Raw genomic sequence first — 18,997 nt, forward strand, 5'->3', positions numbered from 1 at the left:
TTCTGAGCCGGGTGACCGCCTCCGCCGTCTCCGGTGCCATCCGGTGCCGGAGCACGTTCCATCGGGGCCGGTCGGTGCGCAGGAACTCCGCCCGCTGCTCCTCCCCCAGCGCGTCCCACAGGCGGGCGGTCAGCGGCCGCAGGCCGTCGACGGCCGGACGCCAGTCGCCGTGCGCGCGCGTCACCTGTCGGACGTGCCGCACGACCGCCGTACGCAGCCGGGGCAGCGGCAGCCCCTCCAGGGGCTCCGCGGGCGCCACGGGCGGCAGCGGCGCGACGGCGTGGGCGTGGGGCAGCAGGCCGTGGCGGGACAGGACATGGATCGTACGACCGGGGCGGGCGAGGGTCAGAGCGACGTCCACGGCGGTGAGGCCGCTACCGACGAGCAGCACGTCCGCCTCGTCCGCGAGCGGGCCCGCCAGCGCGTCGGGAGCCCAGGGGTCGCCCACGAACCGCTTGGAGGCGCGGAGTTCGGGCGACGCCCACCGGGCCCGGCCCGCCAGCGGGCCGGTCGCGAGCACCACGCTGTCGGCGTCGAGGCGGGTGCCGTCGGCGAGGGCCACCTGGGCGAGGTCGCCGTGCCAGGCGCAGGCCGTCGCGCGTGTGTGCAGCCGCCGGAAGGTCACCAGGCCTGCCGCCCGTTCGACGGAGGCGGCCGCTGTGGCGGCGAGATATGCGCCGTAGTGGCCCCGGGGGACGAAGGAGCGGGGGGTCGCGGTGGGTTCGCGGTGCCTGACGAGCCAGTCGACGAAGTGGTCGGGCCGGTCCGGGAGGCAACTCATGCCCCCCGCGGGGACGTTGAGGAGATGCCGTCGGTCGTCCGTGGCGAAGGCCACGCCCGCGCCGGTCAGCGGGCTCGGGTCGACCACCGTGATCTCCACCGGCTGGCGCCGCCGGACCGCCTCGTCGGCACCATGGATGACGACCATGGTTCCGGCGGCTCCGGCACCCAACACCACTAGTCTGTGTGGGACATGTGCGCGTGTGCTGGGCATCTGCACCTCCGCAGAGATTGTCCACCAATTCGATAGGTTATATGTCAGGGGGTGGACCCAGCGCTCCCAACGGTTCGTCAAATGACAGAAAGCAACGGTAGGTTGACCTAAAGCGACCTGGCGTGGCCCCGACCGACCTACGGAGGCTGGTTCGTATGCGGATCACGGCCCGGACGGACTATGCGATACGGGCGATGGCCGAACTCGCGCGCAGTCCGCAGTCACCGCAGAAGGCCGAGCAACTCTCCGACTCCCAGGGCATCCCGGTGCGTTTCCTGCTGTCGATCCTGCGTGAGCTGCGGCAGCACCGCCTCGTGCACAGCACCCGCGGCCCCGACGGAGGCTACCGGCTCGCCAGGGCGCCGGAGGAGATCTCCATCGCCGACGTCATCCGTGCCATAGACGGTTCGCTGGCGAACTTCCGCGATCTCAAGCTCAGCGACCTCAGCTATCCGGGCCCGGCGGCCGCGCTGCCGGACGTGTGGCGTGCGGTGCGCGTGAGTCTGCGCCAGGTCCTGGAGCGCGTGACGCTCGCCGACCTGGCGGACGGCGAGCTGCCGCCCTCGGTCCAGCAGCAGGCGCAGGAGTACCGGGAGGACGTCCGGTACCCGTCCTAGCCGGGCCGGTCGGGCACGGGCCTCAGGCCGCCCTGTCGTCGCGGTCATCGCGGTCGGCGTGGTCGTCGCGGCGCCCCTCGCGGTGCTGTCCGGTCGCCCCGGACTGCCGGGGGCGTCCGCCGTGGCCGGAGACCAGGCGCAGATGGCGTCGATGGCGCCCGTGGGGTGGCGAGGAGTCTCCGTCGAGCATGCCCTCGACCCGGTCCATGCAGATCAGCAAGAGGCCCATGACGGGCAACAGCAGTAGAGCGACAACCAGCATCTGCGGCAACCTCCCCGCGGCGTCCGCTACCGGGTGCCCCTCTCCTGCGCCTTAACCGGCCCCGAGATGTGAAGGTCCCGCAACGCCGCCCAGATGCCCCTCTTTACGGACGGCCAAGGAATCACGTTTCATCCACGCCGCCGCGAGCATGTGGTCACCACGCGTTACGCAGAGCACTCATGCTGAGGCCGCTCACGGCGGAGAGGAACCGCGCGATGACCGACAGACTCCCGGCCTCCGGGACCCCGAAAAGCCACATCCCCGTCGCCCGTCTCCTGGACTGCGCGGTGGAGGGCAGCGACGGCTCGATCGGCACGGTGGACGCCGTCTCGGAGGAAGTGGCGCCCGACCACCTCGTCGTCGACACCGGCGGGACACTGCTGAGCAAGAAGGTGCTGCTGCCCCTCTGGGTCGTCTCACACGTCGACGAAGCGACCCGTACCGTGCACGTGCCCCACACGAAGGAGCACGTCAGGGCCGCCCCTCGATTCGACAGGGACCTACGGGTCACCGACCCCGGTTACCGGGCGCACATCGACGAGCACTATGCCGACCACCCCGGAAGCTGACTCCCCCGTGAGCCGAGTCGGCCGAAAGAAACCTATAGTTTGCGGGTGTATTCGCGAATAGACCGCAGCTTGGAGCGCGCCCCGTGGCGTCGGCCACGGGTGCTCCTGTGGGCCGGGGCGGGTGTGGTGGCCCTGGTGATGCTCGTCGCGCTGGAGGTCGCCGCCCGTCACTACGGCGGCGTGCCGGGGCCGATCACCAATCAGGCGCGCGAGGTGCTGTTCCCGCCCAAACCGGGGCCGCTCTACGGCGGTCTCGCGCTGATGATGGTGGTGCTCACCTGGCGGCAACGGTTCATCGCGGCCGGTGCCGCGATCGGCATCGACGCCGTCTTCGTGCTGGTGCGGTGGGCGGTCGACGCCGACGTGCCCGAAGGCCAGTTCTTCGGCAACGGAGCCCTCTGGGCCATGCTGGGCTGCGCGGTCTTCGCGATCACCCGCCGTACCGGCGAGGAACGCATCCTGCTGCTGAAGGGCGTCGGACTCGGTCTGCTGCTCGTGGCGGGCCGCAAGACCGGTGACACCTGGCTGCTGATCACGGCGAAGACCCGCCCCACGGTGCTCGACCCGTACGTGGCCGTCGCCGATCACGCGCTGGGCAACCCGTCGTGGCTGGCGGGCCGACTGCTCAAGGCCAGCGGTTCGATCCCCACCCACGTGACCGACCTGGTCTACGCACAGCTCGCCGTGGCCGCGGTCGCCGTCGCCCTCTACCAGCTGCGCAACGTGGCGGCCGAAGGACGCTTCCCGCGCCACCACCTGGTGCGCACCTTCCTGGTCATCGGCCTCGTCGGACCCGCCGTCTACATGATCTTCCCGGTGGTCGGGCCGATCTTCGCCTACGGCCCCGGCACCTCGGGGACCGGCGGTGTGGAGTGGGCGGTGGCCAACCTGTGGCCGCACACGCCACCGCCGGTCAGCGCCCCGCACCCGGTTCCGTACGACGGGATCACCCCCCGCAACTGCATGCCAAGCCTGCACACGGCATGGGCCGTCGCCATCTTCGTACACTCCCGCAAGGGCTCACGCCTGCTGCGGTACGCGGGCACCTTCTGGCTGGTCGCCACGCTCACCGCCACGCTGGGCTTCGGCTATCACTACGGCGTGGATCTGATCGCGGGCGTCGTCTTCTCGCTCACGGTCGAGGCGGCCCTGCGCACGTTCGACCGCGGCTGGGACCGGGCGGGCATCCGGCTGGTCGCCTACGGCACCGCCGTCCTCACCGCGCTCCTGGTGTCGTACCGCTATCTGCCGATGGAGATGGCCGAACACCCGTGGGTGTCCGGACCACTCGTCGTACTGGCGATGGCCTCGGTGCTCTACGGCTATCTGCGGACCACCCGGGCGTGGGACGCGGAGCCCGCGCCGGTGCCGCCGCCGCGGCAGGCAGGGCCCCAGGCGGAGTCACAGCCGGAGTCACCGACGCAGCCGCCTGCGCCCGAGCTCGTCTGAGTCACTTGGCCGTCTGAGTCACTTGGCCGTCGGCGGCCTGTCGTGCCGCAGGTCGTCGAAGAGGCGGGCCGATTTCTCGGCGTCCCACTTCAGCACGTTCCCCTTGGACGTGGGGATGCCGATGCCGGACACGGGCACGTTCAGCCGCCTGCCGTGTCCGCCCGAGACGCTCTGCACGGCGCGGAACATCCTGCTCAGCTCGGGCAGGCTCATGTCCTCGTCGACGATGAGCGTGTCGAGCCCGGCCTGCGCGGCCGGACCGATCTCCCGGGGGTCGAAGAGGATGTCGGGGCGGGCCGCCTGGTGGGCGAGGGTCGACAGGAGCTTCTGCTGGTTCTTCGACCGGCCCAGGTCGCCCTCCCGCTCCTGGTGCCGCTGGCGGACGAAGGCCAGCGCCTGCTTGCCGTTCAGGGTCTGACAGCCCTTGCGCAGGTCGGCGCCCGACTTCTCGTCCTTGATGTCCCGGTCCAGGCACATCCGTACGCCGCCGATGGCGTCGACGATGTTCACGAACCCGGCGAAGCCGATCTCCGCGTAGTGGTCGATGCGCAGGCCGGTGTTCCGCTCGATGGTGTGCGCGAGGAGCTCGGGGCCGCCGTAGGAGAAGGCGGCGTTCAGCTTGTCCCCCTCCGGGCGCTTCGTCTTGCCCGTCGTGGTGTCGAGGCGGCCGGGCAACGTGACCCAGGAGTCGCGCGGCAGGCTGACCATCGTGGCGCCGTTGGACCCGGTGTGCAGCAGCATCATCGAGTCGGTGCGCCGCCCTCCGCCGCCGCCCGCGTGCAGGTCCTTCACGTCGGTCTCGGAGAGCCCGTCGCGGCTGTCCGAGCCCACGATGAGGTAGTTGGTGCCCTCGCCGGGCGGCGGACGGTCCCCGTACGCGCCCAGGTCGACGTCACGCTGCAGCCTGGTCTCGGCCCAGCCGTACGTACCGCCCACCGCCACGACCACACCGGCAAGCAGGACGAGCACCACCCGTCGCAGCCTCCGGCGCTTCTTCGGCCGGCGGGCATGGGCGCGGCGGGGCCCGTAGCGGGAGCTGGGCCGCTCGGCGAACCGCTCCCGCGTGACGGAGCCGTCCGACCACTGCCCTTCCTCCCCTTCGTCTCCCTCCGTCCCCTCGGTGAACTCCGCGGTCCCTTCCGTTCCTTCCCTCATGTGCGACTCCCTTGGAGGCTCCGGCGCTCGTCCTCGGGCGGCGACGGGGGCGGCCCTTCGACCAGATACGGGTCGGCCGTGCCCGCCCGCTTCATGCTGTGCCACTTCAGGCGGGTGCCGAGCAGTGCCGTGATCACGGAGTGGATGACCACCAGGTACATCAGCTGCCGGTAGACGAGCTGCTGGAGCGGCAGCGCCCACAGCACGCGCAGCCGTTCGCGGTCGAGCCGCAGTGCGTACGCGGCGGTGACCAGCTGGACGGAGAGGAACCCGAACCAGACGAGGGCGGCCTCCAGGGGGTCGCGGAACACCGCGCCGAAGAGGGCGAACATGTCGACGACCGGGGCGCACAGCGGCAGCACGATCTGGAACAGCGTGACGTAGATCGCCACGCGGCGGCCGAAGCGTCCGGCGGGCCCGAGCTCCGTCACCGCCCTGCGGTGCTTCCACATCGACTGGAGGGTGCCGTAGCACCAGCGGTAGCGCTGGCGCCAGAGCTGCCGCAGCGTGGTGGGCACCTCGGTCCAGGCGACCGCCGACTCCGCGTACACGACGCGCCAGCCGGCCCGCCAGAGCGCCATCGTGAGGTCGGTGTCCTCGGCCAGGGTCTCGTCGCTGACACCGCCGACGCCCATCAGCGCGTCCCTGCGGAAGGCGCCGATCGCGCCCGGCACGGTCGGCATGCACTCCAGGACCTCGAACATCCGGCGGTCGAGGTTGAAGCCGAGGACGTACTCGAGGTGCTGCCACTTGCCGAGCAGGCGGCGCCGGTTGCCGACCTTCGTGTTGCCGCTGACCGCGCCGACCGCCGGGTGGGCGAGCGGCTGGACGAGCCGGGCCAGCGCCTCGGGCTCGAAGATGGTGTCCGCGTCGACCATCACGACGATGTCGTGCCGGGCGTGCGCCAAGCCGGTGTTGAGGGCGCTGGGCTTGCCGCCGTTGGGCTGCCGGATCACCGTGACCCGGGGGTCCTCGATGTCCTCGGCGATGTCGGCGGTGGCGTCGGACGAGCCGTCGTCGATGACGATGATCTGGAAGTGCGGGTAGGTCGAGGCGAGCAGTGAGTACACGGTGGAGGCGATGCCCGCCTCCTCGTTGTACGCGGGCACCAGGACCGTCACCGGGTCCCGCACCTCGCGCAGCCGTGGCGCCCCGGGGCGGTACCGGTGCAGCCTGCGCACGTGGAGCCGGGCGAACACCGCGAACAGGAGCATGCGCAGGACGCCGAGTACGCCGGTGAGGGTCAGCGTCCACACCATCACGGTGAGGAAGGCGTGCCCGAGCTGCTGCGTCCAGATGAGGCCCTCGCCCTTGATCTCCTGGACGACCGGTACCTCGTCGGCGAAGGAGGGCCTGCCGAGGCCGCCGCTGATGGTGGTGAACCGTTTGACGCGGTGGTCGTTCAGCAGGTCCTGGGCCTCGTGGAAGCCCAGGTCGGTCTGGCTGTGCTGGGTCACCACGCCCCGCCACGGTTTGCGGTCCTTGTGGTCGGACGCGGCCACCAGGTATCCCTGGTCGGCCGCCCGCTTCGCGGCGGGCCACTGGGGGCCGCAGAGCGTGTCGGCTGCCGTGGTGTGCGGCAGCCGCAGCAGGGTCGTGTTGATGCCGACCGTGCCCGCGAGGGCGCTCTGGGTGAGGGACAGTTCGAGGCGTGCGCGCAGCGGCGACGCGACGCCCAGGTCACCGCCGCTGTAGGTGTACGAGCCGATCTCGTGGCCCTCGTACAGGATCCGTCGCATCAGCTCGGGGTGCTTGGCCGCGTCCTTGCCGTACACGAAGAAGGTCGCCTGCGCGTGGTGTTTGCGCAGCAGGTCGAGCAGGCGCGGCGTCCACACCGGGTCGGGTCCGCCGTCGAAGGTGAGCGCGACGGTCCCCGGCGGCATGCCCGTGGTGGTGACGCCCTTCGGGCCGAACCGCAGCAGCGGCTTGCCGTCATCGGCACTGCGCGGGATCGGCCGGGTGCACAGCGGTTTGGTGCGCGCGGCGTCGACCTGGTGGGTCGTCCACCCCTCGAAGAGCAGCGCGACGGCAACCACCAGAAGGACCAGCAGAAGCACGAGCCAGTGTCCGCGCGGCGGCCGCCGGACATCGGCACGCCGACTCACTGCGCCGCGTCTCCGGCCGGCGGCTGAACGGATCTCCCGGAGGGAGGCTTGCGGTGGTGGCCGTCGTTGCCGGCGGGGGCGCCGGGCGCCGGTACGTTCCTCGTGTCCGTTCCTGTCGTGCTCGGGGGATGGGTGCCGACGGGGGTTCCGAGGTCGCTGATCAGTGTGCCTGCGAACAGCAGGTAGCCGAGGCAGCCGCAGCCGACGAGCAGGGCCATGCCTTGGAGGGTGCGCCTGCGCCAGCCGGACTCGTCGATGAAGACGGGGAGTTGCGGGGCGGCGGCGGCCTCGGGGCGCTGCGTCATCGGCGCCGCGCGTGCCGCGACCGTGCGGTGCGGCATGCGCGGCGGTGCGTCGCCCGCCGTGTGCGGCGGGCAGGGCTGGGTGGACGACCATCGCCCGTCGTGCGGTGTGCTGGCTATGTGGGGGGTGCCTTGCACTGGTGCTCCTGATCTGCGGCCGCGCAGGCGCGACTCTTTGTGTGGGGGGTACGGGCCCGGAGGCCCGCCGTACTGCTGGTGCAGCGCACACGTGAGACGTCGGAAGCCGCATTCCGGTGCCGTGCCCCGTCCCGGGTGGGGCCGGGTGGGGCCGGGGAGGCCGGTGTGCGGCCCGTCGGCCGTCACGCAGCCCCCGACCCTACTCGGGCACCCTCCTGCCACGGCAACAGGCAGCCAGAGCAGGACAGTCGGGCGAATCGCCGCAGATCAGGCCAGATGGAACCGTTATGTCAGGCGAAAACGGAGGCGGCAGATCGCCGCGTTTGTGTTCTTGCGCACGGCGCGGGCGACGACGGCGCCGCGCCGGTTCTGCAGGGTCCGCTGCCAGAGGCGGGCCGGTTCCGTCTCGGGGATGAGGACCGTGATCCGGATGTCGGGGCGGTTCGTATGGACATGTCGGACGTACGCCGCCACCGGGCCGCCGACGGAACGGTGCTCGGAGGGGAGTTCGACCAGGTCGACGCCCGGGTTCCACAGCTCCCAGTCGCGGCGCAGCGCCGCCGCGGCCTCACGGTCCTCGCGGTCGCCGTACGTCACCGTCACCGCGCGCACCTCGTCGCCGAGCGAGACCGCCGTGTTCAGCGCCTCACAGGTGAGCTTCGACAGGCTGCCGACCGGCACGATCACCAACGAGCGGGCGCGGCACGGAGGTTCGGGCACCCGGCCGATGCCGAGCCGCTCACCGATCCTCGCGTACGCGCGGTGCACGGTCTCGAAGGAGAGCACGAGCAGCGGCAGCGCGACCACGATCAGCCAGGCCCCGTCGTGGAACTTCGTGGCGGTCACGACGACCGCGCTGACGCCCGTGAGCAGCGCGCCGAAGCCGTTGAGCAGTGCCTTGCCGCGCCAGTTCGCGCCGCGCTCGCGCCGCCAGTGCAGCACCATGCCGGTCTGCGCGATGGTGAAGCCGACGAAGACGCCGATCGCGAACAGCGGCACGAGCGTGTTGGTGTTGCCGCCCGAGAACAGCAGCAGCGCGGCGGACACGGCGGCGAGCGCGAGCACACCGTGCCGGTGCACCTGGCGGTCTGCCTTCAGCGCGAAGACGTGCGGCAGGAAGTTGTCGCGGGCGAGCAGCTCCAGCAGGACGGGCAGGCCGCCGAACGAGGTGTTGGCGGACAGGGCGAGCAGCACCATGGTCGCGAACTGGATGACGTAGAAGGCCCAGTTGTGCCCGAGGGAGGCGTCCGCGAGCTGGGCGAGGACGGTGACGCCTTCGACCGGGTGCAGGCCGAAGCGGGAGATGAGCACCGCGAGGCCGATCAGCATCGTGCCGAGCAGGGCGCCGAGGACGATCTCCGCGTGCTGGGCGCGCCTGGCCCGCGGCTCGCGGAACGAGGGCACGGCGTTCGCGATGGCCTCGACGCCGGTCAGCGCCGAGCAGCCGGAGGCGAAGGCCTTGAGCAGGAGCAGGGCGCCCACCGTGGTGGCGTTGTCCGTGAGGACGGCGGCGTGGCCTTCGGCTGCCGCGGTCGAGACGGGTCCGTCCCGGAACAGGCCGACGGCGATCAGGGCGAAGACCGCGACGACGAAGACGGCGGTGGGGGCGATGAAGATCTTCGCGGACTCGACGATGCCACGCAGGTTCACGGCCGTGATCAGGGCGAGCACCACGAGGCAGATCAGCAGCCGGTCGCCGTACAGCCCGGGGAAGGCGGAGGTCAGCGCGGCGACACCGGCGGTGACGGCGACGGCGACGTTCAGCACGTAGTCCAGGACGAGGGAGGCCGCCGCGACGAGGCTCGTGCGGCGTCCGAGGTGCCGCTTGGCCACGGCGTAGGAGCCGCCGCCGTCCGGGAACGCGGCGATCACCTGGCGGTACGAGGCGACGAGGACGGCGAGCAGGCCCGCGATGGCGAGGGTCACGGGAAGGGTGAACCCGAGGCCGTGACCGCCGGCCACGGCGAGCACGAGGACGATCGCCTCCGGCCCGTACGCCACCGACGCCAGCGCGTCGAGGGAGAGCGCGGCGAGCCCGGTCAGGGCGGTGAGCCGGTGCTTCTCGCCGGAGTCCGGCGCCGCCTCCGCGGTGGCCGCGGTACCGGACCCGGCTGTCAGGACGGACATCTGCGCGCACTCCTTCACGGACCCGAAGGCCCCCACGAACCCCGACGGCCCCTCACGGGCACGTCGTGGGCAGGTGCTCTCAGGTTCCGTCCGCCGGTGACCCCGGAAGCCCGGCCCTTACGGGTCCTTCATGCCGCGGGGTCCGTTCCATACGGACCCCTGACGGGGCGGGCGAGGGGGACGGGGTGCGGCCGTCAGGAGTACTGGAAGTAGCAGTGGACGGTCGTGCCCAGGACGGGGTCCGTGTGGACGCGGACGAGGTCGGCGAGCATGTGCACCAGGAGGAGGCCCCGCCCTCCGCGCTGGTCCCTGGCAGGGGGGCGGCGGCCCGCGAGCGGATCGGTGAGTACACCGGCGTCCCTGACCTGGAAGACGACGTGGCCGTCCGCGGCCCAGATCCGCAGCGCGCCCGAGCCCCCGCCGTGCACCACGCTGTTGGTCGTCAACTCGGCCACGACCAGCGCGAAGTCCTCCAGGCGGGACTCGGGCACGCCGAGCTCGGCGGCCCGGAGGATGGTGAGATGCCGCACCTCGGACAGCGAGTGCCGCGCGTACGTCACCCGCGGAACGCCGCGGGGGGCCGTCAGGGGCTGGTTGTAGCGGGAGACCACGGCGTCGGGCGCGTAGGCCGCGCTCGTGTCGTGCTTGCCGGACCGGATGACCGTGGGGTGGGTGGCATGGGCGTCGGCCAGGACCGCGTCCGGCAGGCTCGCCTCGTCGTACGGACAGAGAATGGTCGCCGCGCGCCCCTGGAACGCCAGGTTGATGAGTGCTTCGTGCTGGACGCAGGCGGGGTACTCCATCGGGGTGCGACCGGCCCAGATCGGCTCGCCTATGATGCGCACCCGCCCGTGGGGGTGGGCGTCGGCGAAGGCCCGCAGCACGCGCGGGATGATCCGCCCGGGGTTGCGCCCCGCCTGCGCCATGTCGAGCAGCCGCACCTGCGCGGCCCGCTCCCCCAGCGCGTCCCTGATGAGTCCGAGATTGCCCTCGGGGACCGCCACCGCCACCGCTTCACCCGCGTCGAGCCCCGCACGGACGAACGGCACGGTGCCCGCCAGGTACTCCTCCCGGTCCCCGTAGAACAGCGCCGGGTGGACGAAGGGATCGGTCCAGGGCGTGGCACTCATGGGGTGGGACACCTCGATCGCTGACGGGTCGGTGGCCCATTATCTCCCACCTGGCTTGAAAGAACGGCGAGTTGGAGTAGAACGGCTGCTCGCCCCGGCCCGGGGCAAGGTCAGGGCCGGATTCAACGCCACATTGAGAAAATTAACTTCGATGCGTTGTCATCTTAAAAAACTCAAGGTACAAATGAATCACAGACGCGACATCGAGAGCAGGGAGCCGAGGGTGGAGTGGCAGGAGCTGACGGACCTGACGCAGGGACGGCCGTTCGTGGTCGAGCGGGCCCGGCTCGTCGACAGCGGCATCGCGATCGAGGGGCAGTTCGAGCCTCCGCAGCTGGCCCGGCTCAGCGTCGAGGACCAGGTGTTCATCGCCGCGTTCGTGCGGTCGCACGGGTCGATCAAGGAGATGGAGCGGACCTTCGGGGTGAGCTATCCGACGGTCAAGTCCCGGCTGAACCGGATCTCCGAGCAGCTCGACTTCGTGGAGACCGACCCGGCACCCACCGGCACCACGGGCGCCGCCGACGTCGTCGAACGGCTGCGGCGGGGGGACATCAGCGCCCAGGAGGCACTGGCCGAGCTGGAGGGGTCCCCGTGATACCGCAGCTGGTGACGGTCCGCTGGCGCCGCTCATCCGACGGACGCCGACGGAGGCTGTACGTCCCCGTCGTGCCGGTCGCGCTGGTGCTTTCGCCGCTGCTGCTGCTCGCCGTGCTGGGCGGAGTGATCGCGTGCGCCGTCACCGGGGTGCGCCCCGTGGGCGCGCTGATCGGCGCGGGGCGGCTGCTGTGGGCGCTGCCCGGCACCCGGTTCGAGATCGAGGACGGCCCCATGGCCTTCCTGGTGAGCGTCAGATGAGGCAGAGCAGATGAACCGGAGGGGAAGAACAACGATGAACGAGCAACGCCGCCAGGTCCTGGAGATGCTGGCCGAGGGCAAGATCACCGCGGACGAGGCCGAGCGGCTGATCGGCGCCCTGGAACACGACCGGTCCGAGCCCTCGCCCGGCGCCCCGCCCCGCCCGAAGTCGCGCCGCCCCAAGTACCTGCGCGTGATGGTGGACGCCCCGGACGACTCCGGCGGCGACGGACGCAGCCGGGTCAACATCCGGGTCCCGCTCCAACTGCTGCGCGCCGGGGTCCGGCTCACCAGCCTCCTCCCTCCTGCGGCGCTCACGAAGGTCGACTCGGAGCTGGCCAGGTCGGGTTTCCCGATCGACCTCGCCGAACTCAAGCCGCAGCACCTGGAAGACCTCGTCGACCAGCTCGACGACGTCACCATCGACGTCACGGACTCCGACTCCACGGTGCAGGTCTTCTGCGAGTGAGCACGAAGCACGGTGGTACGGAGCAGCCCCCGTGATGGGATAAGATCAATATCGCCTCCTCAAGCCGGACTTCCGGTCGGGGGACAGGCGTTGGTCGTCCAAGGAAAGACGCCCCGCTTCCTGCGGGGAAATGCAGGTGCAAGGCCTGCCCAGCGCTCCAGACAAGCCCTGGACTCCGTACGTGGGAGTCCGGGGCTTCTGTCATATCGCCCCTTGGCTCACCGCGGCCCCCTCAGGGCCTCCCCCGGGCGGCCGCCCGCCCTCCCTCGTACGGCGAAGCACGAAACAGCGCAGGCAGGGAAGCAGAACAAGGGAACGCAAAAGGGAACACGAGGCGGCATCCGCGTCGCCGACGTGCAGGCAAGACATGCAAGAAAGAGCAGCCCTATGGACAGTTCACCGTCCGCCGTCCACGGAACGCCCGCCCTGGCGCCACACGGCCGCAAGCCGGGCGCCGGCACCCCGTCGCCGTGGGCCCTGCGGCGCACCGCCCTGCGCCGCACCCCCGTGTCGATGTGGGACGACGACGTGTCGGACTGGGCGGCGGCGCTGACGTACTACGCGATCCTCGCCCTGCTCCCCGCGCTGCTCGTCACCGTCAGCCTCATCAGCCTGGTCAGCCCCGCCACGACCCAGGAGCTCATCGCCGAGGTCACGGACTGGGTCCCCGCCGAATCGGGCCGCTCCCTGCACCAAGCGCTCAGCGACATGGCGGACGCACGCTCCGCGGCGCTCACCGTGGTGATCGCCGGGGCCGTCAGCGCACTGTGGTCCGCGTCCAGTTACGCGGCCGTGTTCCGTCGGGCGCTGCACGCGATGCACGGGGTCGAGGACCGCCGTCCCGTCTGGCGCAAGGGGCACCGCGTGCTGATGACCGCGGTCATGCTGCTCGCCCTGCTGGTCGCCAGCGCGCTGCTGCTCGTGCTCAGCGGCTCGGTCGCCGAGAGCGTGGGGCACGGCATCGGCTTCGGTGACGCCGGTCAGACCGCGTGGACCGTCCTGAAGTGGCCCGCGCTGGTGTGCCTGGTGGCGCTGCTCGTCCTCGTCCTCTTCCGCAATGCCCCGCCCGAGGCCCGCGGCTGGCGTCACATCCTGCCCGGCGGGCTGCTGTCCGCCCTGCTCTGGCTGGTCTCCTCCGGCCTGTTCACGCTGTACGCGACCGTGTTCGGCACCTACGGCAAGCTGTACGGCTCCCTCGCGGGCATCGTCGTCTTCCTGGTGTGGCTGTGGGTGTCCAACCTGGCGCTGCTCGCCGGGGCGCAGTTCACGGTGGAGGTGGAGCGCGCGCGGGCCGCCGCTGCCGCATAGGAATGCGATGAGGCATCAGGTGGCCCTCTCCGGGTACGGGATCAGCGGTTGATGCCACGAGAGGGACTCGCATGGATACATCCTTGGAAGCGCTGCTCGACCGGGTTCAGGAGCGTGGAAGTTTCACCAGTCGCCAGCAGGCGGCGGGTGCCGTCGAGAACGTGCTGGTCGTCCTGGGCGCGCACCTGGTGGGCGACGACCGCACCGACCTGGCCCGGCTGCTGCCCGACCGGTGCGGGGACCTGGTGGGCGAGGCCGAGCCCGCCGATCAGCCGTTGTCCGCCGCAGAGTTCGTCGACGCGGTGGCCGCACGGACCGGGGACGACACGGCCGGGGCGCGCCGCGTCGTCACCTCCGTGCTCGGCACGCTCGCGGACGTGGCGGACGACGCGCTGCTGCGCCGCATCCTCACCCAGCTCCCGCCCGGGCACGCGGGGCTGTTCGGCCGCATCGAACCGGTCTGAGGAAACGGTCCTTTCCTGGCACCCCCTGGAGGCGCTGATGGCACGAACAGGACGTTCCGAAAAGAACCGGCGCGCGGCTCCCCTGCCGCCGTCGGCCCGGGTCGCGATCATCCTGGCGGCCTTCGCCTGCATGGTCGGCTTCGCCGTGGTGCTCGCCAGGCTGACGCTCGAACCGTCCGCGAGCTCGGAGGCGCTGACCCACAGCAACTTCACCCCGGGCGACTCCATCGACGCGTACCTCGCGCAGCCCGCCTTCCGTGACACCGTCAAGCAGCTCGGCGGGAACATCCTGCTGGGCGTGCCGTTCGGCGTGCTGCTGCCCGTGGTGCTCCCCCGCACGCGCGGACTCGTGCGGGTGGGGATCGCCACGGCGGTGACGATGGTGCTGGTCGAGCTGGCGCAGGGCGCGTTCGTGACGGGCCGCACCTTCGACATCGACGACGTCATCCTCAACACGGCGGGGGCGCTGCTCGGCTACCTCGTGCTGGGGCGTCGCCTGGGCCGGGCCCTGCATCCCCGGCGGCGGCACTGGTGGCACCGGTTCACCCGGCGGAACGCGGTCGACGCCTGACCGGCGGCCTACTCCGAGAGACGGCCCATGCCGAGGCAGTGCAGCGTGGCGGCGGACCGGGGGCAGGCGCCTCGTACGGCGAGGGAGCCCCCGACCTCCCTGAGGGCCCGCAGGGTGCCGAAGAAGACGCCCGCGCCCTCCCTGGCCAGGTAGGTGACCTCGGACAGGTCCACGATCAGGTGTCGGCAGCCGTCCTGCACCAGGTCGCGCAGTTGCGCGGCGAGGGAGTCGGCCTGGCGGGAGGTGATCTCGCCGCGCAGGCTCACGCGGACCAGGCAGCCGGTGACGAGCACCCTCGCGATGCCCGCGCGGCGCAGCCTGCGCGCCGTGCCCGGGCTGGGCAGCCACGGCGTCTTGTGCGTGTGCGCCCGCTCGGCGGCCGCAGCCGCGATCGCAGGATCGCCGTCCGCCGCGGGGTCGCCCTCGGGCGCGGGAGCGCGCTCGGGAGCGGCAGCATGATCAGGAGCGGGAGCGTGATCTGAAGCTTGCACGGGAGCAGACCTTCCGGCGGTAAGCCGCCTGTCGGCCGAGGCGGGCCGAAAGGTACTTCTTTCATACGTCTATACCACGCTGGCCAGGGGCTCCGCCATAGGGGTCTCGTCCGGCCTCACCTGCCACTACGGCCCCCACCTGCGAAGATGCCGCCCGCCGCGGTTCGCCGATCGGGGCCGTTGATGACATTGGTCTACACCACTAGCCACCAGCGGTGAGTTCACCGCTGAGTCTCTCGTGGATCTCGGCGCTCGGCCGGTTCAGGCCGATGATCTCGACGGTCTTGCCGCGCTGTGCGTACTTGGTGGTGATGGCGTCGAGCGCGGCGACCGTGGAGGCGTCCCAGATGTGGGCGGACGACAGGTCGATGACGACCCGGTCCGGGTCCCCCGCGTAGTCGAACTGCGTGACGAGGTCGTTCGACGAGGCGAAGAACAGCTCGCCGGTCACGGAGTGGACCACGCTGGCGCCGTCGGGGCCGGTGGCAGAGGTGACGTTCGTGAAGTGGGCGACGCGCCTGGCGAAGATGACCATGGCGGTGATGGTGCCGACGACCACGCCGACGGCGAGGTTGTGGGTGGCGACCACGCAGACGACGGTGATGACCATGACGGCGAGCTCACCTGCGGGCATCCGCCTGAGCGTCTTCGGGGCGATGGAGTGCCAGTCGAAGGTCGCGAAGCACACCATCACCATCACGGCGACCAGCGCCGCCATCGGGATGTCGGAGACCACCGGCCCGAAGACGACGCACAGCACCAGCAGGAACGCGCCCGCAAGGAACGTGGAGAGACGGGTGCGGGCGCCGGAGACGCGTACGTTGATCATGGTCTGGCCGATCATGGCGCAGCCGCCCATGCCGCCGAAGAACCCCGTGACGATGTTGGCGATGCCCTGGCCGACGGACTCGCGGGTCTTGGAGGAGTGGGTGTCGGTGATCTCGTCGACCAGCTTGGCCGTCATCAGGGACTCCATCAGGCCGACCAGCGCCATGGCGAGCGCGTAGGGGGCGATGGTGGTCAGGGTGTCCAGCGTGAACGGCACGTCGGGCAGGCCGGGCACCGGCAGGGACGAGGGCAGCTCGCCCTTGTCGCCGACGGTCGGCACGGCGATGCCCGCGGCGACCGTGATGGTGGTCAGGACGACGATGGCGACGAGCGGCGCCGGAATCACCTTGGTGACCCTCGGGAAGAACACCATGAGCGCGAGACCGCCGACGAGCAGCGGATAGACGGGCCACGGCACGTCGTGCATCTCCGGCACCTGCGCCATGAAGACCAGGATGGCGAGTGCGTTGACGAAGCCGACCATCACGCTGCGCGGCACGAACCGCATGAGCCTGGCGACACCGAGCGCGCCGAGGGCGATCTGGAAGACACCGGCCAGGATGACGGCGGCCACCAGGTAGCCGAAGCCGTGCTCGCGGTTGAGCGGGGCGATCACCAGGGCCACGGCGCCGGTCGCCGCGGAGATCATCGCGCGGCGGCCACCGACGACGGAGATGGTGACGGCCATGGTGAACGACGCGAACAGGCCGATCGCGGGGTCCACCCCGGCGATGATCGAGAACGAGATCGCCTCGGGGATCAGGGCCAGTCCGACGACGAGACCCGCGAGGATCTCGGTGCGCCAGACCTTCGGGTCGGACAGCCAGTCGGGGCGCAGACCGCGCAGCCTGGCGGCAGGGGACGGCGCGGAGGGTGTGGGCGGCGCGGAAGGCGTGGGCGTGGGCAAGAAGGGCTACCTGTCGTGCTCGGGCGTCGGTCTCCGCCCGGGGGCGTCGTCGGCCCCGACACGGCTCGGAGTCGCGGGAGGAGAACATCCCGCGGAGGGGGGGCGGGGACAGCGCCGGGCCGTCCCCGAAGGTCTCCCACCCTATCGCGGGGACATCACCGCCCCCTTCGGCCACCGCCCTCCCTCAACGACGGCTGCGTACCAGCAGATAGAGGAAGTACGGCGTGCCGATCACCGCGGTCATCAGCCCCGCGCCGAGCTGCGCCGGTGCGATCACCGTCCGGCCCACCAGGTCGGCGGTGCACACGAGGATGGCGCCGAGGAGCACGGCGACCGGCACGACGCGCACGTGCTGGCGGCCGACGAGCGCCCGCGCGGCGTGCGGTGCGACGAGCCCGACGAAGCCGATGGTGCCCGCGGCGGCCACGGCGGTGGCGCTCAGCAGGACGCTGAGGAGGAGGAAGCCGAGGCGGCCGCGGCTCAGCTGCAGGCCGAGCAGCCGTGGGGTGTCCTCGTCGAGCGACACGAGGTCGAGTTCGGTGCGGCGGACGACCGCGACGGTCAGGCCCACGGCCAGCACGATCGCGAGGGGCACCACGTCGGGCAGGGTCCGCCCGTAGGTGGAGCCCGCGAGCCAGGTGAGCGCCTTCGTCGCGTTGAACGGGTCGGTGAGGATGATGAGCATGCTGATGACGGCCGTCGCCCCGGTGCCGACGCCGAATCCTACGAGGACGAGCCGGTTCTGCTGGAACCCGCCCCTCGCCGCGAGGCCGAAGACGAGGAGCGCGCTGACCGCGGCGCCCGCGAACGCGCCGCCCGCGATGGTCCACGACCCGGCCGCGGGCACCGTCGTCACGAGCAGGACGGCGCCGAGGGCGGCGCCGTTCGTCACGCCGAGTACGCCAGGCTCGGCGAGCGGGTTGCGCGTCACGGCCTGCACGAGGGTCCCGGCGACGGCGAGTGCCGCTCCGGCGAGCAGGGCGGCGAGGACGCGCGGTACCCGGGTGTCGAGCACGAAGGAGACGGTCTGGCCCGCTCTGCCCTGTGCCCAGTTGATGACGTCGCCCATCAGCAGCTTGCTGTCGCCGACGAGGACGGAGGCGATGACCAGGCCGACGAGGGCGGCCACGAGGACGGCGGTCGTGCCGATGAAGACGCCCCGGCTCCGGATGCGCAGCCGTTCGGGCGGGGCGGCACCGGCCGTGTCCCGCACCCGCGCGGCCATGACGACCAGGAAGACGGCGCCGACCAGGCTGGTGACGACACCCGTCGGCACGGCGACCGCCACGTCGGACGGCACGACGGCGCGCAGCAGCACGTCGGAGCCGAGCACGAGGGCCGCGCCGGTGAGCCCCGCGGCCGGGAGGCTCACGCGGGAGCGGGTGAACCCGCGGAGCTTGCGGGCGAGCGGGCGCACGAGGGCGGGAGCGCACAGGCCGACGAAGCCGATGGGGCCCGCGAGGGTGACGGCGGACGCGGAGAGCAGCGCGGCGAGCACGACGGCGGTGACGCGGGTGGCGCGGACCGGTACGCCGACGCCGCGCGCGGCGTCGTCACCGAGTGCCAGGGCGTCGACCTTGCGGGCGAGCAGCAGCAGACCGGCGAGGCCGACGGCGGCGACGGGTGCCATCTGCAGCACGCCGTCGAAGCCGTTCTGCGCGACGCTGCCCTGGTTCCACTTGTAGAGGCCCTCCGTCTCCTGCGGGTACAGCAGGAGCAGGCCCTCGGTGACGGCGGTGAGGCCGAGGGTGAGCGCGCTGCCCGCGAGGACGAGGCGGACCGTGCCCGCGCCGAGGCCGGAGAGCCCGAGGACGACGGCCGCCGCCGCGAGGCCGCCGACGAACGCGATGCCGGAGGAGGCGAGGAAGGGCAGGGAGATGCCGGTGGCGGCGGCGACGCCGAGCGCCGCGTACGAACCGGCGTTGACGGCGAGGGTGTCGGGCGCGGCGAGGACGTTGCGGCTGACGGCCTGCAGCGCGGCGCCCGCCATGCCGAGTACGGCGCCGACGAGGAGCCCTGCGGTCATGCGCGGCAGCCGGGAGGCGATGACGACGGAGCTGTCGGCCGTGTCGGCCCGGCCGGTGAGGGCCTTCCAGATCTCGGGCGCCCCGACGGCGGCCGTGCCCTGGGTGATGTCGACGACCGCGAGCGCGGCGACGAGGAGGAGCAGCGCGGCCGTCACCGCGACCGCGCCGGTCCGGGACGCGGCTGCCGACGGACGGGTGGCGGGGGTGGTTGCGGTGACGGCCATGG

General features: G+C 71.7%; 18 protein-coding genes and 1 pseudogene. 9 read left to right on the top strand and 10 right to left on the bottom strand.

The window, feature by feature from the left end; translation table 11 throughout:
• Window positions 1-316 precede the first annotated feature (316 nt).
• Window positions 317-994: pseudogene (locus ABZV77_RS01695) on the bottom strand (FAD/NAD(P)-binding protein); the annotation flags it as partial.
• 155 nt (window positions 995-1,149) lie between these two features.
• Between ABZV77_RS01695 and ABZV77_RS01700 the strand changes: the two are divergent.
• On the top strand, window positions 1,150-1,611 hold the full coding sequence (locus ABZV77_RS01700; protein ID WP_356249155.1) for an Rrf2 family transcriptional regulator: 462 nt from the start codon (window positions 1,150-1,152) through the stop codon (window positions 1,609-1,611).
• 22 nt (window positions 1,612-1,633) lie between these two features.
• Here ABZV77_RS01700 and ABZV77_RS01705 read toward each other — a convergent pair whose 3' ends face one another.
• Window positions 1,634-1,873, bottom strand: coding sequence for a hypothetical protein (locus ABZV77_RS01705; protein WP_356249157.1), 240 nt, complete (start codon window positions 1,871-1,873; stop codon window positions 1,634-1,636).
• 215 nt (window positions 1,874-2,088) lie between these two features.
• Here ABZV77_RS01705 and ABZV77_RS01710 point away from each other — a divergent pair, with 215 nt between their 5' ends.
• Entirely contained in the window at window positions 2,089-2,442 is a 354-nt protein-coding gene (locus ABZV77_RS01710) for a PRC-barrel domain-containing protein (RefSeq protein WP_356249159.1), read from the top strand.
• A 99-nt stretch (window positions 2,443-2,541) separates the two neighbouring features.
• A complete protein-coding gene (locus ABZV77_RS01715; RefSeq protein WP_356250133.1) occupies window positions 2,542-3,891 on the top strand; it encodes a phosphatase PAP2 family protein in 1,350 nt (449 codons plus the stop codon).
• Window positions 3,892-3,909: 18 nt separating this feature from the next.
• Here the strand turns inward: ABZV77_RS01715 and ABZV77_RS01720 are convergent, their stop codons facing one another.
• The 5 genes from ABZV77_RS01720 to ABZV77_RS01740 all read right to left on the bottom strand — a co-directional run bounded on the left by ABZV77_RS01720 (window position 3,910) and on the right by ABZV77_RS01740 (window position 10,848).
• Window positions 3,910-5,046 (bottom strand): LCP family protein, encoded by a 1,137-nt coding sequence (locus ABZV77_RS01720; RefSeq protein WP_356249161.1) that lies wholly within the window; start codon window positions 5,044-5,046, stop codon window positions 3,910-3,912.
• Entirely contained in the window at window positions 5,043-7,151 is a 2,109-nt protein-coding gene (locus ABZV77_RS01725) for a bifunctional polysaccharide deacetylase/glycosyltransferase family 2 protein (RefSeq protein WP_356249163.1), read from the bottom strand. Before ABZV77_RS01725 ends, ABZV77_RS01720 begins: the two co-directional genes overlap by 4 nt.
• Complete coding sequence (locus ABZV77_RS01730; protein ID WP_356249165.1) at window positions 7,148-7,591, bottom strand: hypothetical protein; 444 nt, start codon at window positions 7,589-7,591, stop codon at window positions 7,148-7,150. Before ABZV77_RS01730 ends, ABZV77_RS01725 begins: the two co-directional genes overlap by 4 nt.
• 285 nt (window positions 7,592-7,876) lie before the next feature.
• A complete protein-coding gene (locus tag ABZV77_RS01735; protein ID WP_356249167.1) occupies window positions 7,877-9,718 on the bottom strand; it encodes an APC family permease in 1,842 nt (613 codons plus the stop codon).
• Between the two features lie 194 nt (window positions 9,719-9,912).
• Entirely contained in the window at window positions 9,913-10,848 is a 936-nt protein-coding gene (locus ABZV77_RS01740) for an anti-sigma factor RsbA family regulatory protein (protein WP_356249169.1), read from the bottom strand.
• A gap of 184 nt (window positions 10,849-11,032) precedes the next feature.
• Here ABZV77_RS01740 and ABZV77_RS01745 point away from each other — a divergent pair, with 184 nt between their 5' ends.
• The 6 genes from ABZV77_RS01745 (at window position 11,033) to ABZV77_RS01770 (ending at window position 14,518) form a co-directional block, all read left to right on the top strand.
• The gene (locus ABZV77_RS01745) at window positions 11,033-11,446 is read left to right on the top strand and encodes a DUF2089 domain-containing protein (RefSeq protein WP_356249170.1); all 414 of its coding nucleotides are present in this window, start codon (window positions 11,033-11,035) and stop codon (window positions 11,444-11,446) included.
• On the top strand, window positions 11,443-11,706 hold the full coding sequence (locus ABZV77_RS01750; RefSeq protein ID WP_356249172.1) for a hypothetical protein: 264 nt from the start codon (window positions 11,443-11,445) through the stop codon (window positions 11,704-11,706). The genes ABZV77_RS01745 and ABZV77_RS01750 overlap by 4 nt, the downstream gene beginning before the upstream one ends.
• Before the next feature lie 34 nt (window positions 11,707-11,740).
• Window positions 11,741-12,175 (top strand): hypothetical protein, encoded by a 435-nt coding sequence (locus tag ABZV77_RS01755; RefSeq protein WP_356249174.1) that lies wholly within the window; start codon window positions 11,741-11,743, stop codon window positions 12,173-12,175.
• Between the two features lie 387 nt (window positions 12,176-12,562).
• Window positions 12,563-13,483 carry a YihY/virulence factor BrkB family protein gene (locus ABZV77_RS01760; RefSeq protein ID WP_356249176.1) on the top strand — a complete coding sequence of 307 codons (921 nt, stop codon included), beginning with the start codon at window positions 12,563-12,565 and terminating at the stop codon, window positions 13,481-13,483.
• 71 nt (window positions 13,484-13,554) lie between these two features.
• Window positions 13,555-13,947 (top strand): DUF2267 domain-containing protein, encoded by a 393-nt coding sequence (locus ABZV77_RS01765; protein ID WP_356249178.1) that lies wholly within the window; start codon window positions 13,555-13,557, stop codon window positions 13,945-13,947.
• A gap of 37 nt (window positions 13,948-13,984) precedes the next feature.
• Window positions 13,985-14,518, top strand: a complete 534-nt coding sequence (locus ABZV77_RS01770) for a VanZ family protein (protein WP_356249180.1) — start codon at window positions 13,985-13,987, stop codon at window positions 14,516-14,518.
• 8 nt (window positions 14,519-14,526) lie between these two features.
• Here ABZV77_RS01770 and ABZV77_RS01775 read toward each other — a convergent pair whose 3' ends face one another.
• The 3 genes from ABZV77_RS01775 to ABZV77_RS01785 form a co-directional block, all read right to left on the bottom strand.
• Window positions 14,527-15,009, bottom strand: coding sequence for an STAS domain-containing protein (locus ABZV77_RS01775; RefSeq protein WP_356249182.1), 483 nt, complete (start codon window positions 15,007-15,009; stop codon window positions 14,527-14,529).
• Between the two features lie 202 nt (window positions 15,010-15,211).
• Window positions 15,212-16,744: a SulP family inorganic anion transporter gene (locus ABZV77_RS01780; RefSeq protein WP_356249184.1), complete on the bottom strand. Its 1,533-nt coding sequence runs from the start codon at window positions 16,742-16,744 to the stop codon at window positions 15,212-15,214.
• Window positions 16,745-16,928: 184 nt separating this feature from the next.
• Window positions 16,929-18,995, bottom strand: a complete 2,067-nt coding sequence (locus tag ABZV77_RS01785) for an iron ABC transporter permease (RefSeq protein WP_356249186.1) — start codon at window positions 18,993-18,995, stop codon at window positions 16,929-16,931.
• Window positions 18,996-18,997 lie beyond the last annotated feature (2 nt).

The organism is Streptomyces sp. NPDC004732 (assembly GCF_040609235.1).
GTDB lineage: Bacteria > Actinomycetota > Actinomycetes > Streptomycetales > Streptomycetaceae > Streptomyces.